Origin of the sequence: Klebsiella variicola, assembly GCF_000828055.2 — a bacterium.
Taxonomy (GTDB): domain Bacteria; phylum Pseudomonadota; class Gammaproteobacteria; order Enterobacterales; family Enterobacteriaceae; genus Klebsiella; species Klebsiella variicola.
Genome location: NZ_CP010523.2, coordinates 1,011,211 through 1,026,706, shown reverse-complemented (window position 1 = coordinate 1,026,706; position 15,496 = coordinate 1,011,211). Strand labels below are relative to the sequence as shown.

12 protein-coding genes are annotated in these 15,496 nt (G+C 59.4%); 3 read left to right on the top strand and 9 right to left on the bottom strand.

Translation table 11 applies throughout. The annotated features are described in order from the left end of the window. Positions 1-86: 86 nt before the first annotated feature. Positions 87-1,391, bottom strand: coding sequence for a 23S rRNA (uracil(1939)-C(5))-methyltransferase RlmD (rlmD, locus tag SP68_RS04895; RefSeq protein WP_032740921.1), 1,305 nt, complete (start codon positions 1,389-1,391; stop codon positions 87-89). A 112-nt stretch (positions 1,392-1,503) separates the two neighbouring features. On the opposite strand from rlmD, the gene barA reads away from it, so the two are divergent. Next, a complete protein-coding gene (gene barA, locus SP68_RS04890) occupies positions 1,504-4,254 on the top strand; it encodes a two-component sensor histidine kinase BarA (protein WP_022066414.1) in 2,751 nt (916 codons plus the stop codon). A gap of 229 nt (positions 4,255-4,483) precedes the next feature. On the opposite strand, the gene SP68_RS04885 is transcribed toward barA, so the two are convergent. From SP68_RS04885 to syd, 8 genes are all read right to left on the bottom strand, one after another. Then, positions 4,484-5,623 carry a glycerate kinase gene (locus SP68_RS04885; protein ID WP_008806249.1) on the bottom strand — a complete coding sequence of 380 codons (1,140 nt, stop codon included), beginning with the start codon at positions 5,621-5,623 and terminating at the stop codon, positions 4,484-4,486. 72 nt (positions 5,624-5,695) lie between these two features. After that, positions 5,696-7,036 carry a glucarate dehydratase gene (gene gudD, locus SP68_RS04880; protein WP_008806250.1) on the bottom strand — a complete coding sequence of 447 codons (1,341 nt, stop codon included), beginning with the start codon at positions 7,034-7,036 and terminating at the stop codon, positions 5,696-5,698. 17 nt (positions 7,037-7,053) lie between these two features. Further along, complete coding sequence (locus tag SP68_RS04875; RefSeq protein WP_040968834.1) at positions 7,054-8,394, bottom strand: enolase C-terminal domain-like protein; 1,341 nt, start codon at positions 8,392-8,394, stop codon at positions 7,054-7,056. Continuing rightward, the gene (locus SP68_RS04870; protein WP_008806252.1) at positions 8,391-9,749 is read right to left on the bottom strand and encodes an MFS transporter; all 1,359 of its coding nucleotides are present in this window, start codon (positions 9,747-9,749) and stop codon (positions 8,391-8,393) included. Before SP68_RS04870 ends, SP68_RS04875 begins: the two co-directional genes overlap by 4 nt. Before the next feature lie 471 nt (positions 9,750-10,220). Beyond that, complete coding sequence (locus SP68_RS04865) at positions 10,221-10,664, bottom strand: flavodoxin (protein WP_008806253.1); 444 nt, start codon at positions 10,662-10,664, stop codon at positions 10,221-10,223. Between the two features lie 4 nt (positions 10,665-10,668). After that, positions 10,669-11,463 (bottom strand): tRNA pseudouridine(65) synthase TruC, encoded by a 795-nt coding sequence (truC, locus tag SP68_RS04860; RefSeq protein ID WP_008806254.1) that lies wholly within the window; start codon positions 11,461-11,463, stop codon positions 10,669-10,671. Then, a complete protein-coding gene (locus SP68_RS04855) occupies positions 11,463-11,792 on the bottom strand; it encodes a YqcC family protein (protein ID WP_008806255.1) in 330 nt (109 codons plus the stop codon). Before SP68_RS04855 ends, truC begins: the two co-directional genes overlap by 1 nt. A 632-nt stretch (positions 11,793-12,424) precedes the next feature. Further along, positions 12,425-12,970, bottom strand: a complete 546-nt coding sequence (syd, locus tag SP68_RS04850; protein WP_008806256.1) for a SecY-interacting protein — start codon at positions 12,968-12,970, stop codon at positions 12,425-12,427. 68 nt (positions 12,971-13,038) lie between these two features. On the opposite strand from syd, the gene queF reads away from it, so the two are divergent. Together queF and ppnN are read left to right on the top strand one after the other, a co-directional pair. Continuing rightward, positions 13,039-13,884, top strand: a complete 846-nt coding sequence (gene queF, locus SP68_RS04845) for an NADPH-dependent 7-cyano-7-deazaguanine reductase QueF (protein ID WP_008806257.1) — start codon at positions 13,039-13,041, stop codon at positions 13,882-13,884. 111 nt (positions 13,885-13,995) lie between these two features. Beyond that, the gene (gene ppnN / locus SP68_RS04840) at positions 13,996-15,363 is read left to right on the top strand and encodes a nucleotide 5'-monophosphate nucleosidase PpnN (protein ID WP_008806258.1); all 1,368 of its coding nucleotides are present in this window, start codon (positions 13,996-13,998) and stop codon (positions 15,361-15,363) included. Positions 15,364-15,496 lie beyond the last annotated feature (133 nt).

Sequence of the window (15,496 nt, the reverse complement as noted above, 5' to 3'; positions counted from 1 at the left end):
GCAAGCCTCAACTTTCTACATGTCATCCTGCAGGTCGCGTCAGCATTGACGGCCAGGGTGGCTCTTCTGCGACGTTGTGAATGACCTTATGTAAGCCTGCGCTCAAACAACACCATTGATTCCAGATGACCGGTATGCGGGAACATGTCCAGCATCGCCAGGCGTTGAATCTGATATCCAGCCTGCAACAGGGTTTCGCTGTCTCGCGCCAGCGTCGCCGGGTTGCAGGAAACATACACCACCCGCCGCGGTGCCAGTTTTATAATATGCGGCATCACGCCCGGCGCGCCGGCGCGGGCCGGGTCCAGCAGCACTTTATCAAAGCCGTGCTTCGCCCAGGCCTGACGGGTGACATCCTCTTCCAGATTTTCATGGAAGAAAGTGACATTTGATAAACCATTGAGGGCGGCGTTTTCCCGCCCCTTTTCTACCAGCGCGGGCACCCCTTCCACCCCCACCACCTGGGCGGCTCGCGTCGCCAGCGGCAGGGTAAAGTTCCCCATCCCGCAGAACAGATCCAGCACCCGGTCCTCCGGCCGCAGATCCAGCCATTCCAGCGCAGTACGCACCATCTGCTGATTCACGCCGTCGTTGACCTGGATAAAATCCCGCGGACTGAACACTAAGCGTAGTCCGTCTGAGGTGTACCATGGCGCTTCGCCATGAATATGTTCCAGTATCTCGCTTTGCGGCGCGAGGTACAGAGAAAGACCGTGAGTTTGCGAAAAGCGTTCCAGTTTTTCCCTGTCGCCCGCTGGCAGCGCGGCGGTATGGCGCAGCACCATCAGCGGGCCGTTGTCCGCCTGCACCAGCTCGACGTGGCCGAGGTGGCGTAATGCGCTCAGCGCGCTTAAGCACTCACGCACGGCGGGCAGCAATGCCTCAAGCTGGGGCACCAAAACAGGGCATTGCACCACATCGACGATCGCTTTGGCGTTGGCCTGGCGAAAACCCATCTGCAATTGTTGGGTCTTTGGCTGATAATTCAAGCTTAAGCGCGCGCGACGGCGGTAGCCCCACGGCATGCCGGCGATGACCTCATCCACCTCACGCTTCATCAGCCGCGCCAGCGCGGCGCGTTTACTTTGCTGCTGAAGCGCGACGCTGGCATGCTGCTGTTGGCAGCCGCCGCAGACGCCAAAATGCGGGCAGCGCGGCGCCTGGCGCTGCGGGCTGTCGGTTAGACGGCGTTTCACCTGGGCGCGGGCGTACTGTTTTTTGTCTTCCACCAGCACCACCTCGGCCTGCTCCTGCGGCAGCAAACCGCTCACGAACAGCGCCTTCCCCTGGTGACGGGCAACGCCCTGACCAAAGGGATCGAGGTCATTGACTGTAACGGTTATGATCTGGCGCGTCGTCACACGCCGTTTTGCAGAGTAGAATTGCGCCATCGTAGAGAGTTGTCTCAATCAAATAAAACGAGCTCGTTCAGGGCGGCAGTGCCGCGAAGCGCACCGACGCGCACAGAACGATGATGTCTATATTCTCCCATAATGGAACCGCATGACCAACTACAGCCTGCGTGCTCGCATGATGATTCTGATACTGGCGCCAACCGTCCTGATTGGGCTGTTGCTCAGTATTTTCTTTGTCGCTCATCGTTATAACGACCTGCAACGCCAGCTGGAGGACGCCGGCGCCAGCATTATTGAGCCGCTGGCGGTCTCCAGCGAATATGGGATGAATTTGCAAAACCGCGAATCCATCGGCCAGCTGATCAGCGTCCTGCATCGGCGTCATTCGGAGATCGTGCGGGCCATCTCGGTATACGATTCGCATAACCGGCTGTTTGTCACCTCCAATTACCAGCTTAACCCCAGCGAACTGCAGATCCCGAAAGGCGAGGCATTTCCCCGCCGTCTCAGCGTCATCCGCGACGGCGACATCATGATCCTGCGCACGCCGATCGTCTCGGAAAGCTATTCGCCCGATGAGTCCCCCGAATCTGACGCCAAAATGCCGGGCAATATGCTGGGCTACGTCGCGCTGGAGCTGGATCTGAAATCAGTCCGCCTCCAGCAGTACAAAGAGATTTTCATCTCCAGTGTGATGATGCTGTTCTGCATTGGCATCGCGCTAATCTTCGGCTGGCGCCTGATGCGCGACGTCACCGGGCCTATCCGCAATATGGTCAACACCGTCGACCGCATCCGCCGCGGACAGCTGGACAGCCGGGTCGAGGGTTTTATGCTCGGCGAACTGGATATGTTGAAAAACGGCATTAACTCGATGGCCATGTCGCTGGCGGCCTACCATGAGGAGATGCAGCACAACGTCGACCAGGCGACCTCCGATCTGCGGGAAACCCTTGAGCAGATGGAGATCCAGAACGTTGAGCTGGACCTGGCGAAAAAGCGCGCCCAGGAGGCGGCGCGCATTAAGTCTGAGTTCCTGGCCAATATGTCCCACGAACTGCGCACCCCGCTCAATGGGGTGATCGGCTTTACCCGCCTGACGCTGAAAACCGATCTCAACGCCACGCAGCGCGACCACCTGACCACCATCGAACGTTCGGCCAATAATCTGCTGGCGATCATCAATGACGTGCTCGACTTTTCCAAGCTGGAAGCCGGGAAGCTGATTCTGGAGAGTATTCCGTTCCTGCTGCGCACCTCGCTTGATGAAGTGGTCACCCTGCTGGCGCATTCCGCGCACGATAAAGGGCTGGAGCTGACGCTGAACATTAAGAACAATGTGCCGGATAACGTCATTGGCGACCCGCTCCGTCTGCAGCAGATTGTGACCAACCTCGTGGGCAATGCGATTAAATTCACCGAGCACGGCAATATCGACGTGCTGGTGGAGCAGCGGGCCATCAGCAACTCGCGGGTACAGATCGAAATTCAGATCCACGATACCGGCATCGGCATCCCCGAGCGCGACCAGTCCCGACTGTTCCAGGCCTTCCGTCAGGCCGATGCCAGCATTTCACGCCGGCACGGCGGCACCGGGCTTGGGCTGGTGATCACCCAGCGTCTGGTCAAAGAGATGGGCGGCGATATTTCGTTCCACAGTCAGCCGAACCGCGGCTCCACCTTCTGGTTCCATATCAGCCTTGATCTCAACCCGAACGCCATTCCGGATATGCTGAACACCGACGGGCTGACGGGCAAACGTCTGGCCTATGTGGAAGCCAACGCGACAGCGGCGCAATGTACGCTGGAGATGCTGGCCGCCACGCCGCTGGAGGTGATCTACAGCCCTACCTTCTCCTCGCTGGCGGAAGCGCAGTACGACATTCTGCTGGTCGGCATCCCGGTCTCAATGCGCGATTTGTCGCCGCACCGGGAAAAATTAGTCAAAGCCTGCGCGATGTCTGACAACGTGCTGCTCGCTCTGCCATGTCATGCCCAGGTCAGCGCCGAAGCCCTGAAGCGCGACGGCGTCGCTGCCTGCCTGTTGAAACCGCTCACTACCACCCGTCTGCTGCCGGCGCTGGTGGCCACCAATCATGCGCCGGCTTCCGCGCCGTTGACGCAAACCGACAGTCATAAGCTGCCGATGACCGTGATGGCCGTCGACGACAATCCGGCTAACCTGAAGCTGATCGGCGCCCTGCTGGACGACCTTGTGCAGCAGGTGATCCTCTGCGACAGCGGCCAGCAGGCCGTGGACCAGGCCAAGCGGCTGCAGATGGATCTGATCCTGATGGATATTCAGATGCCGGATATGGACGGCATCCGCGCCTGCGAGCTGATTCATCATCTGTCGCATCATCAGCAAACCCCGGTGATTGCGGTCACCGCGCACGCCCTGGAGGGCCAGCGGGAGAAGCTGTTGAGCGCCGGCATGAACGATTATCTGGCGAAGCCAATCGAAGAAGAGAAACTGCACGCTCTGCTGCTGCGCTATCAGCCCGGCCTGCTTAGCGTCGCTCCGGCGGCGCTACCGCCTGCAGAGCCGGTCATCGACCATAACCTGACGCTTGACTGGCAGCTGGCGCTGCGTCAGGCCGCCATGAAGCCGGATCTGGCGCGGGAGATGCTGCAGATGCTGATCGCCTTTATGCCGGAGGTGCGTAATAAAGTGGAAGAGCAGCTGGTGGGCGAGCAGCCGGAAGGGCTGGTGGATCTGATCCACAAGCTGCACGGCAGCTGCAGCTACAGCGGCGTGCCGCGGTTGAAAAAGCTGTGCCACACCCTGGAGAGCCAGCTGCGGTCGGGTACCGCCGCCGAGGACCTGGAGCCGGAGCTGCTCGAGCTGTTAGACGAGATGGATAATGTGGCCCGCGAAGCGTGCCGGATGGGCGTGTAAACCCCGGATAGCGGCACTACGCGCCTCATCCGGGCTACGCCCTACGGTCCGGTATTCGGTTGGTAGCCCCGGTAAGCGTAAGCGCCACCGGGGACGGTTCCCGGATCGCAGTGTTACGGTCCAGTACTCGGTTGGTAGCCCCGGTAAGCGTAAGCGCCACCGGGGATGGTTCCCGGATCGCGGTGCTACGCACCTTATCCGGGCTACAAATACCACTGCGCCAACCGGGTTACCGCTTATCGCCCATCTGCAAAACCGCGGCGACGTTACGCGCCGTCATCCGCAGGTTGGCGGCGGCATTGGCCAGCGCTTCATCCAGGGTACAGATGGTATATAACACGCTGAATACCGCATCCAGTCCGTGCTGATGCACCACCCCGACATCGGCGGTAAGGCTGCCGGCAATCCCAATCACCGGAACGTTAAAACGCTTCGCCACCTTAGCTACCCCCACCGGCACCTTGCCGTGGATCGTCTGGCTATCGATACGCCCTTCGCCGGTGATCACTAAATCGGCATCCGCCACCCGCGTCGCCAGCTGCAGCGCATCGGTGACGATCTCAATGCCCGGGCGCAGCGTTGCGCCACAAAACGCATACAGCGCCGCCCCCATGCCGCCCGCCGCGCCACCGCCTTCCAGGCTCAGCACATCGATATCTAAATCACGGGCGATTATCCGGGCATAGTGCAGCAGGCCGCTGTCGAGGCGGTCGATCATCTGCGTCGTCGCCCCTTTTTGCGGGCCAAACACCGCGCTGGCCCCCTGCGGGCCGGTTAGCGGGTTGGTGACGTCGCAGGCAACCTCAATCCGGCAATCTGCCAGCCGCGGATCGAGTTCGCTAAGGTCGATACGCGCCAGCGTCTCCAGCGCGCCGCCCCCGGAGGCGATTTGCTGGCCGTCGGCGGTCAACAGTTTCGCCCCCAGCGCCTGCGCCATCCCGGCGCCGCCGTCATTGGTCGCACTGCCGCCAATGCCAATAATGATCTGTCGCACGCCGGCGTCCAGCGCGTGTCGGATCAGCTCCCCGGTTCCCCAGGAAGTGGTCAGCAGCGGATTACGCTGCGCCGGCGGGACGCTCTCCAGCCCGCTGGCTGCCGCCATTTCGATAAAGGCGCACTGGCGATCGCCGGACAGCCCATAAAATGCCTCAACCGGTTCACCCAGCGGCCCGGTGACCGTCAGCGGAACCTGATGCCCGCCGGTCGCCGCCACCATGGCTTCCACCGTCCCTTCACCACCGTCGGCAACCGGCAGCTTGACGTACTCCGCGTCAGGATAAATCTCGCGAAAGCCTTGCTCTATCGCCGTGGCCACTTCCAGCGCGCTCAGACTCTCCTTCCAGGAATCCGGTGCGATCACTATTTTCATGTGCTGTCCTTACTCTGAGCCAACCCCTGGCGCTGTCGCGCAATGCCGGCCCCCGCAGAGGCCGGCGGCCATTTAGCGCACCATGCATGGACGCTTGTTGTCAAAGGTCCAGCCCGGGATCAGATACTGCATCGCCATCGCATCGTCGCGGGCGCCAAGACCATGTTTCTTATATAGCTCATTTGCCTGCATCACGCGGTCCATATCCAGCTCAACCCCCAGGCCCGGGGTACTCGGTACCTGCACCATACCGCCTTTGATTTCAAAAGGTTGTTTGGTCAGACGCTGATTGCCCTCCTGCCAAATCCAGTGGGTATCAATCGCGGTGATTTTACCCGGCGCCGCTGCCGCGACATGGGTGAACATCGCCAGCGACACGTCGAAGTGGTTATTGGAGTGCGATCCCCAGGTCAGGCCGAACTCATGGCACATCTGCGCCACACGCACCGACCCCTGCATGGTCCAGAAGTGCGGGTCCGCCAGCGGGATATCCACCGACTGCAGGGACAAGGTATGGCCCATCTGTCGCCAGTCGGTGGCGATCATATTGGTCGCGGTCGGCAGGCCCGTCGCGCGGCGGAACTCGGCCATCACTTCGCGGCCGGAGAAGCCCTGTTCGGCGCCGCACGGATCCTCCGCATAGGCCAGCACGCCCTTCAGCTGTTTACCAATCTGGATAGCTTCCTCCAGCAGCCAGGCGCCGTTCGGGTCGAGAGTGACGCGGGCATTCGGGAAGCGTTTCGCCAGGGCGCTGATCGCCTCAGCTTCTTCAAAACCGGCCAGCACGCCGCCCTTCAGCTTAAAGTCGTTGAAGCCATATTTTTCATACGCCGCTTCCGCCAGGCGGACCACCGCATCCGGCGTCATCGCCTCTTCATGGCGCAGGCGATACCATTCGCACTGCTCATCCGGCTGGCTCTGATAGGCCAGCGGCGTGGCGTGGCGGTTGCCGACAAAGAACAGATAGCCCAGCATTTCGACTTCGCTGCGCTGCTGGCCATCGCCAAGCAGGGAAGCGACATTGACGCCAAGGTGCTGGCCCAGCAGGTCCAGCAGCGCCGCTTCAATCCCGGTTACCACGTGAATGGTGGTACGCAGGTCGAAGGTCTGCAGGCCGCGGCCCCCGGCGTCGCGGTCGGCAAACTGGTTGCGCACCGCGCCCAGCACATTCTTGTACTCGCCCAGCGTTTTGCCCACCACCAGCGGCGCGGCATCTTCCAGGGTCTGGCGGATTTTTTCGCCGCCGGGGATTTCGCCGACGCCGGTATGCCCGGCGTTATCTTTGATAATCACAATATTGCGGGTGAAGTACGGGGCGTGCGCGCCGCTCAGGTTCATCAGCATGCTGTCATGGCCGGCAACCGGGATCACCTGCATGGTCGTAACAACGGGCGTTGAAGTGAAAGTCGTCATAGCATCATCCTTTTTAATTAGTGGCGGCCGAAAACGGGACGTTTGCGGTCGAATGTCCAGCCGGGGATCAGGTACTGCATCGGGCCTGCGTCGTTGCGCGCGCCGCCCGGCAGCGCTTTATAGGCCTCATGGGCTTTGCGCACCTGCTCCCAGTCAAGTTCCACGCCGAGTCCCGGCGCGTCTGGCACGGCAATCTTGCCGTGAATAATCTGCAGCGGATTTTTGGTCAGGCGCGCGTCGCCCTCCTGCCAGATCCAGTGGGTGTCAATGGCGGTGGGGTTGCCCGGCGCGGCGGCGCCCACGTGGGTAAACATCGCCAGGGAAATATCAAAGTGGTTGTTGGAATGGCAGCCCCAGGTGAGCCCCCAGTCGTCACACAGTTGCGCCACCCGTATCGCGCCGGAGAGCGTCCAGAAATGCGGATCCGCCAGCGGGATGTCGACGGCATTGAGCATCACCGCATGGCCCATTTCACGCCAGTTGGTGGCGATCATATTGGTGGCGACCGGCAGCCCGGTGGCACGACGGAACTCGGCCATCACCTCCCGGCCGGAGAAACCTTGCTCGGCACCGCACGGATCTTCGGCATAGGTCAGGACATCCTGCAGCCCTTTGCACAGCGCGATGGCCTCATCCAGCAGCCAGGCGCCGTTCGGGTCGACGGTGATGCGCGCCTCCGGAAAACGCTTTTTCAGCGCCCGCGCGGTGTCGATCTCCTGCTCGCCGGGCAGTACGCCGCCCTTCAGCTTAAAGTCTTTGAAACCGTAGCGATCCTGGGCGGCTTCCGCCAGACGCACTACCGCCTCGCTGCTCAACGCCTGCTGATGGCGCAGGCGGTACCATTCATGATCGCCCGGCGTATGGTCCAGATAGCCAAGGTCGGTTTTCTGCCGATCGCCAATATAGAACAGGTAGCCCAGCACGGTGACGGCATCACGCTGCTTACCCGGCCCCAGCAGCTCGCAGACCGGCACCTTCAGCACCTGGCCGAGCAGGTCGAGCAGCGCCGCTTCCAGCGCCGCCACCGCGTTAACCCTCAGTTCGAAGGTCCATGCCCCTTTGCCGAAGGTATCGAAATCCGCCGCCTGATTGCCTTTGTGCACCTGCTGCACTACGCGATTGAGTCGGGCGACCTCCTGGCCCACCACCTGCGGGATCGCCGCCAGCAGCGTCTGGTAGATAACCTCCCCGCCGGGCGCTTCGCCAACGCCGGTGTGGCCGGCATTATCGGTCAATACCACGATATTGCGGGTAAACCAGGCGTTGTGCGCCCCGCCGATGTTCAGCAGCATGCTGTCGTGCCCGGCCACCGGAATGACCTTCATCTCTGTGATAATCGGGCTGGATTGGGTAGTCATGATGAGCGCCCCACCACAGGTTTCAGTTCGATGCGTTTGATATCGCCCACCAGCACCAGGTAGCTCAGCACCGCCACCAGGGCATGGATGCCGACGTAGATCAGCGCGCCGTTGAACGAGCCGGTGGTGCCAACGATATAGCCGATGGCGATGGGAGTGACGATACCGGAGATATTGCCGAACATGTTGAACAGGCCGCCGGAGAGACCGCTAATTTCTTTCGGCGCGGTATCCGCCATCACCGCCCAGCCGAGCGCCCCGATCCCTTTGCCGAAGAAGGCCATTGCCATAAAGCCGATCACCATCCACTCCACGTTGACATAGTTACACATCAGCATGGTCATGGAGAGCAGCATCCCCAGCACGATCGGCGTTTTACGCGCGATATTCAGCGAGCCGGTGCGGCGCATTAACCAGTCGGAAATCACCCCGCCCAGCACCCCGCCGACAAAGCCGCACACCGCCGGAACGGAGGCGACAAAGCCGGCTTTGAGGATCGACATGCCGCGCGCCTGCACCAGATAAACCGGGAACCAGGTGATAAAGAAGTAGGTTAAGGCGTTGATGCAATACTGACCGATATAGATGCCGATCATCATCCGCGATCCGATCAGCTGTCTGATCTGTCCCATTTTGACGCTAAACGGCACTTTCTGCGCGCTGCTCTTCTGATCCATGTTGATCAGCGCCCCGCCTTCGGCGATATAGTCCAGCTCTTTCTGGTTCACGCCCGGATGGTTGTTCGGATCGTGGATCACTTTCAGCCACACAAAGCTGATCACAATCCCCAGGCCGCCCATAAAGAAGAACACGTGCGACCAACCCACCTCATGCGTCAGCCAGCCCATGATCGGCGCGAAGATAACGGTGGCAAAGTACTGGGCGGAGTTAAAAATCGATACCGCCGTCCCCCTCTCCTGCGCCGGGAACCAGGCGGCGACGATACGGCTGTTGCCCGGGAATGACGGCGACTCGGCAAGGCCGACGAGGAAACGCAGAGTGAACAGCGCGATGATAATGCCAAAGCCGCTGAAGATATCGACGAAGCCCTGCAGCAGGGTAAACATCGACCAGATGAAGATCGACCAGAAATAGACGCGCTTCGAACCGAAGCGGTCAAGCAGCCAGCCGCCCGGGATCTGGCCGATGACATACGCCCATGAGAAGGCGGAGAACACATACCCCATGCCAACAGGATCGAGGCCGATATCTTTGGCCATTTCCGAACCGGCGATCGACAGCGTCGCCCGGTCACCATAGTTAAAAGAAGTGACGATAAACAGCATCACCACTATCCAGTAGCGGGCGTTGGTGCGCTTTTCAGCCGCCGTCGCCGCCTGACTTAATGAACTCATTGTTGTACTCCTGAATCATAGCGTTTAGCTACGTTCATTCTGAACAGCACAACCTGTAGGGTAATCAGAATGACGTGGTCGTGTTTTGATAGTTGTCGTTATATCTGGCACTGCATTTATCACTGGCTGGAGCAGTATATGAAGAGGCACACCGCGGCTCACCGTGCATCTACACAGCTTTTACGCCGCTATTGCAGGTGGTTTGTGGCGAATGCCTGAAAGAATGGGGGGAAGTTCACGGAAATGAAAAACCAGCGCCGCTGGAGCCGCAAAGCACAGCAAAAAGGGCCGGAGTGTGAAATACCTCACTTGACCCGGTGAAACTGGCTGGCTTAAGCCATGATATTGCTAAGGATATTGTGGCGTTTGCCTAAAGGCGTGGCGCCAGGAACGCGCTACCATTTTGACGTCCGCGTATCTGGCCGCGACGTATTGAAAGAGCGCCCTCTGCGTAGGGAGAGGGCAGCGCTTTTATTCGAGCAGGGTGGCCCACTGCTCAACCCACGGATTGGAGACGCTCTCCGGCTCCGGGTCTTCGCTGGCGTCAATCTTCAGCATCTCGCCGATGCGCTTCGCGCCCTGCTCCTGCAGTAGCTGGTCGAACTTCAGCCCGCCGCCGCAAAAGTTAGCATAGGTGCTGTCGCCGAGCGCGATAATGCCGTAGCGCAGATGGGGCTGATACATATCTTTCATCCCCTCATACAGCGGAACAATGCTGTCCGGCAGATCGCCCTGCCCGGTGGTGGAGGTGACCACCAGCACATATTTACCCGTATAGGATTCCCAGTCGTTGACCTGCGGATCCTCGTACACGGTTGCCTTGTGCCCCAGTCCGCTGAGGATCGCTTCCGCTTCTTCCGCGACCAGCAGCGAGTTGCCGTACATGGTGCCGACAAAAATTCCGACTTCCGCCATGCTATTATCTCCCTGGATTGACCTTATTCCCTTCATCCTGACCGCAGTCGTCGGCAAACTCAACCCTTTCATTTAGCGGGAGAAGCCCGCGCCAGCCAAACTGCGACAGGGCGCGCATCCAGACCTCGTCAAAACCAGCGCGCAGGGTCAGAGGCTCGCCGGTAAAAGGATGGGTCAACGACAGCTCGCTGGCGTGCAGCATCAGGCGGTGACAGCCGAAATGTTCTGCGGCGCTGCGGTTTTGCCGCAGATCGCCGTGCTTGCTGTCGCCAAGGATCGGATGACGCAGATGAGCAAGATGGCGGCGCAGCTGGTGCTTGCGGCCGGTTTTCGGCTCCAGTTCCACCAGCCCGTAGCGCGTGGTGGGATAACGCCCGGTTGCCACCGGCATCTCCACCGTCGCCAGGCCGCGGTAGTGGGTCACCGCCGGCTGCGGATCTTTGTCCTCACGAGCAAATTTATCGGCGATTTTATCCAGCTCTTCCACCAGCGGGTAATCCAGCAGCGCTTCGTCCATCAGCCAGCCGCGGACGATCGCATGGTAGCGCTTCTGGATTTGATGCTGTTCAAATTGCTGCGCCAGCAGGCGGCCCGCCTCGCTCGACAGCCCCATCAGCAGGACGCCGGAGGTGGGCCGGTCGAGACGATGAGCGGTAAAAACGTGCTGGCCAATCTGGTCGCGCACGGTCTGCATCACCACCACTTTCTCGTCGCGATCGAGCCAGCTGCGATGCACCAGCCAGCCCGAGGGTTTATTGACCGCCACCAGCCAGTCGTCCTGGTAGATAATCTCCAGCATCAGGCCTGCTCACCGGCAAACAGCGCGTCTAACAGCAGAAGTTCCGCCAGCATGGATTCGCGGACCGGGTGGGCCTGATCCAGAGCCATCTCGTAATAAGGCGCAACGGCAAAATTTTGCGGCAGCGGCTGACCGCTCTCCAGCAGCTGGTGCATACGCGGGATCAGGACCCACTGCAGCCACTCCAGCGGCTCCAGGGTATCCAGGCAAAACGGCTTATCGCTGGCGAAGGCGCTGCTGTCCGGCGCCGTCGCCTGCCAGTGCTCTGTTTCGCGCAGCAGGGCTTCAATGGCGCGCAGGCGATCGCGCACGCTATCGTGAAGAGTCATGGGGAAACCTCGATGAGTTAAAAACCGGGCGCAGGATAGCAAATCCGCAGAAGAAATAAAAAAAGGGAGCACTGTATAAACAGTGCTCCCGGTTCGTTTTGCAGCATTCCCGCTACATTGGTGCTCCCTGCTCGTCCTTGAAAACTTTTCCTGAGGTCTCCTGACCAATGTTCATCCATAAACTCGCGCATCCTGCTTTCACACCACCCCGATGCGAAATGACTTATCCTTAAGTTTGTCCCGATCTTCCTGATCCACCGTTCATCCTGAGCGGCTCTCGTTCTCCATCCTGGAGGTGTCCATTACGCGTTCCTGCGTTATCCTTGCTTCATCCTGAAGCCTGTCCTTGCAACGCCATCCTGGCGGGTCCTGCAGAAGCGCCATCATCCTGATGTTCGCTTCATTTCGCGACTTCCTGTCGACAGACATAGGATCACTGATTCTGCCTCGTCTTACAACCCTTCTTGAGACAATCTCTTAAGATTAGTCCCCACTCAAAAGGACGAAAAAATTAAGATCTGATTTGATACCAATGACTTATAAAAAAAAGAAGGGATTAAATTTGCCTTAAATGATGACGATCTCTTACAGGTTTTGTAAGAGATCTCTCACAAACGACCAGGTAGACTGGATTACAGAACCGGCTCAAGGTGGCTGAGGAAACTCGCAAGCGAGGGGGAAAGCGTGATGCGTTTGGCGGTGCCGAGGGTCTCTTTGATCACCTCGCCGCTGAGATTACAGACGGAAATCACATCCCGTTCACTCTCGAGGGTGGCGATAAACAGCGTCGGCGCCAGCTTCAAGCGCTTCTGTACCACCAGGTGCCCGATTAAGTTTTCCTGCACCCGCTGGAAATCCTCTTCACTCCAGGTCTGCAGCAGCGTCAGCGTTTCGTCGGCAAACCGGCCGGTCATGTCGCCGGCAAACTGAGTGGTATAATAAGAATGAAGCGGTTGTTGTACCACAATATCCAGGGCGCGTTCAACCGCGCTGATATTTTGCGCCAGCGAAAACGGCTGCGGCTGCCAGAATACGGCCTCGCCCTGGGTATCAACGACGCAAGGCGACGGAACGCCGTAAAGCTCTTCACTGCGCGGCAGGCTGTTGCGCTGTTGCTGCCAGGCGGCGCAGTAACGTTGGGTAAAAGCGCGCAGCGCTTCTGCGGTCTGATGGTCCACCGGTTTCTCTCTTCACGTTAGACAGGATACACTGGAGAGACAGTGTACCCGCTTTACTATGGTGAAACATGTCTTCTTACGATAATCATCAGGCGCTGGCCGGCCTGACGCTCGGTAAATCAACCGATTACCGCGATACTTATGACGCCTCGCTGCTGCAGGGTGTCCCGCGCAGCCTTAACCGCGATCCGCTGGGCCTGCATGCCGATAACCTGCCGTTCCACGGCGCCGATATCTGGACGCTGTACGAACTCTCCTGGCTGAACGGCAAAGGCCTGCCGCAGGTGGCCGTCGGCCACGTCGAACTCCCCGACACCAGCGTCAATCTGGTGGAGTCAAAAAGCTTTAAGCTCTATCTCAACAGCTTTAACCAGACGCGTTTCGCCAGCTGGCAGGACGTTGCAGAGACGCTGACCCGCGATCTGAGCGCCTGCGCGCAGGGCGAGGTCAAGGTGGCGCTGTATCGGCTGGATGAACTGGAAGGCCAGCCGATTGCCCACCTGCACGGCGCCTGCATCGACGATCAGGATATCGAGATCGATAACTATCAGTTCAGCACCGACTATCTGCAGGGCGCCGCCAGCGGCAAAATCGTGGAAGAGACGCTGGTCAGCCATCTGCTGAAATCCAACTGCCTGATCACCCACCAGCCGGACTGGGGCTCGGTACAGATCCAGTATCGGGGGGCGAAAATCGACCGCGAGCAGCTCCTGCGCTATCTGGTCTCATTCCGCCATCATAACGAATTCCATGAGCAGTGCGTCGAGCGCATCTTTAACGATATTCTCCGTTTCTGCCAGCCGGAATCGCTTTCCGTTTACGCCCGCTATACGCGACGCGGCGGTCTGGATATCAACCCCTGGCGCAGCAACGGCGACTTTTCCCCCGCCACTGGCCGCCTCGCCCGACAATAATAAATAATTTCACAATATGCGTGCGTTTAGGCGCGCGCAAGGTTGTGGAAACGCCGCTCGCAGGGCTATTGTAATCACAGGAAGACCATAAGCGTCCTGTAAGGAGTTCACTTGATTACACATGTTAGCCCGCTTGGTTCAATGGATATGCTGTCGCAGCTGGAAGTGGATATGCTTAAGCGCACCGCCAGCAGTGACCTGTATCAACTCTTTCGCAACTGCTCGCTTGCTGTGCTTAACTCGGGGAGCCTGACCGATAACAGCAAGGAGCTGCTCTCCCGTTTTGAAAACTTCGATATTAACGTGCTGCGTCGCGAACGTGGCGTGAAGCTGGAACTGATCAACCCGCCGGAAGAAGCTTTCGTTGACGGGCGTATTATCCGTTCCCTGCAGGCCAACCTGTTCGCCGTGCTGCGCGATATCCTGTTCGTTTACGGCCAGATCCACAATACCGTTCGCTTCCCGAACCTCGATCTGGAAAGTTCGGTCCATATCACCAACCTGGTGTTTTCGATCCTGCGCAACGCCCGCGCGCTGCACGTCGGCGAAGCACCGAACATGATCGTCTGCTGGGGCGGTCACTCCATTAATGAAAACGAATATCTCTACGCCCGCCGCGTCGGTACGCAGTTGGGACTGCGCGAACTGAACATCTGCACCGGCTGCGGGCCTGGCGCAATGGAGGCCCCGATGAAAGGCGCCGCCGTCGGCCACGCGCAGCAGCGCTACAAAGACAGCCGCTTTATCGGCATGACCGAACCGTCCATCATTGCCGCAGAACCGCCGAACCCGCTGGTCAACGAACTGATCATCATGCCGGATATCGAAAAGCGTCTGGAAGCCTTCGTGCGCATCGCCCACGGGATCATTATCTTCCCGGGCGGCGTCGGCACTGCCGAAGAGCTGCTCTATCTGCTGGGTATTCTGATGCATCCGGAGAACAAAGCGCAGGTGCTGCCGCTGATCCTCACCGGACCGAAAGAGAGCGCCGACTACTTCCGCGTGCTGGACGAGTTTATCACCCATACTCTGGGCGAGTCCGCCCGTCGTCACTATCGGATCATCATCGACGATCCGGCGGAAGTGGCGCGGCAGATGAAAAAAGCGATGCCGCTGGTGAAAGAGAGCCGTCGCGAGACCGATGACGCCTACAGCTTCAACTGGTCGATTCGCATCTCACCGGACCTGCAGATGCCGTTTGATCCGACCCATGAAAACATGGCCAATCTCAAGCTCTCCCCGGACCAACCGGTGGAAGTGCTGGCCGCCGACCTGCGTCGCGCCTTCTCCGGGATTGTCGCGGGTAACGTCAAAGAGGTGGGCATCCAGGCCATTGAGCAGTACGGTCCTTACAAGCTGCATGGCGATCCGGAGATGATGCGCCGCATGGACGATCTGCTGCAGGGCTTCGTCGCCCAGCATCGTATGAAACTGCCGGGCGGCACCGCCTATATTCCTTGCTACGAAATCATCGCCTGATTTCTCACTCTCCCGCCGGGGTATCTTCTACAGCCTGCCCCCGGCGGGCTCTCTTCCTCTGACTTCCAGAACACGCTAAAAACCTTTCTGTTATTATTCATTCACCTGAATCATTTCTACATAGCCAATCGTT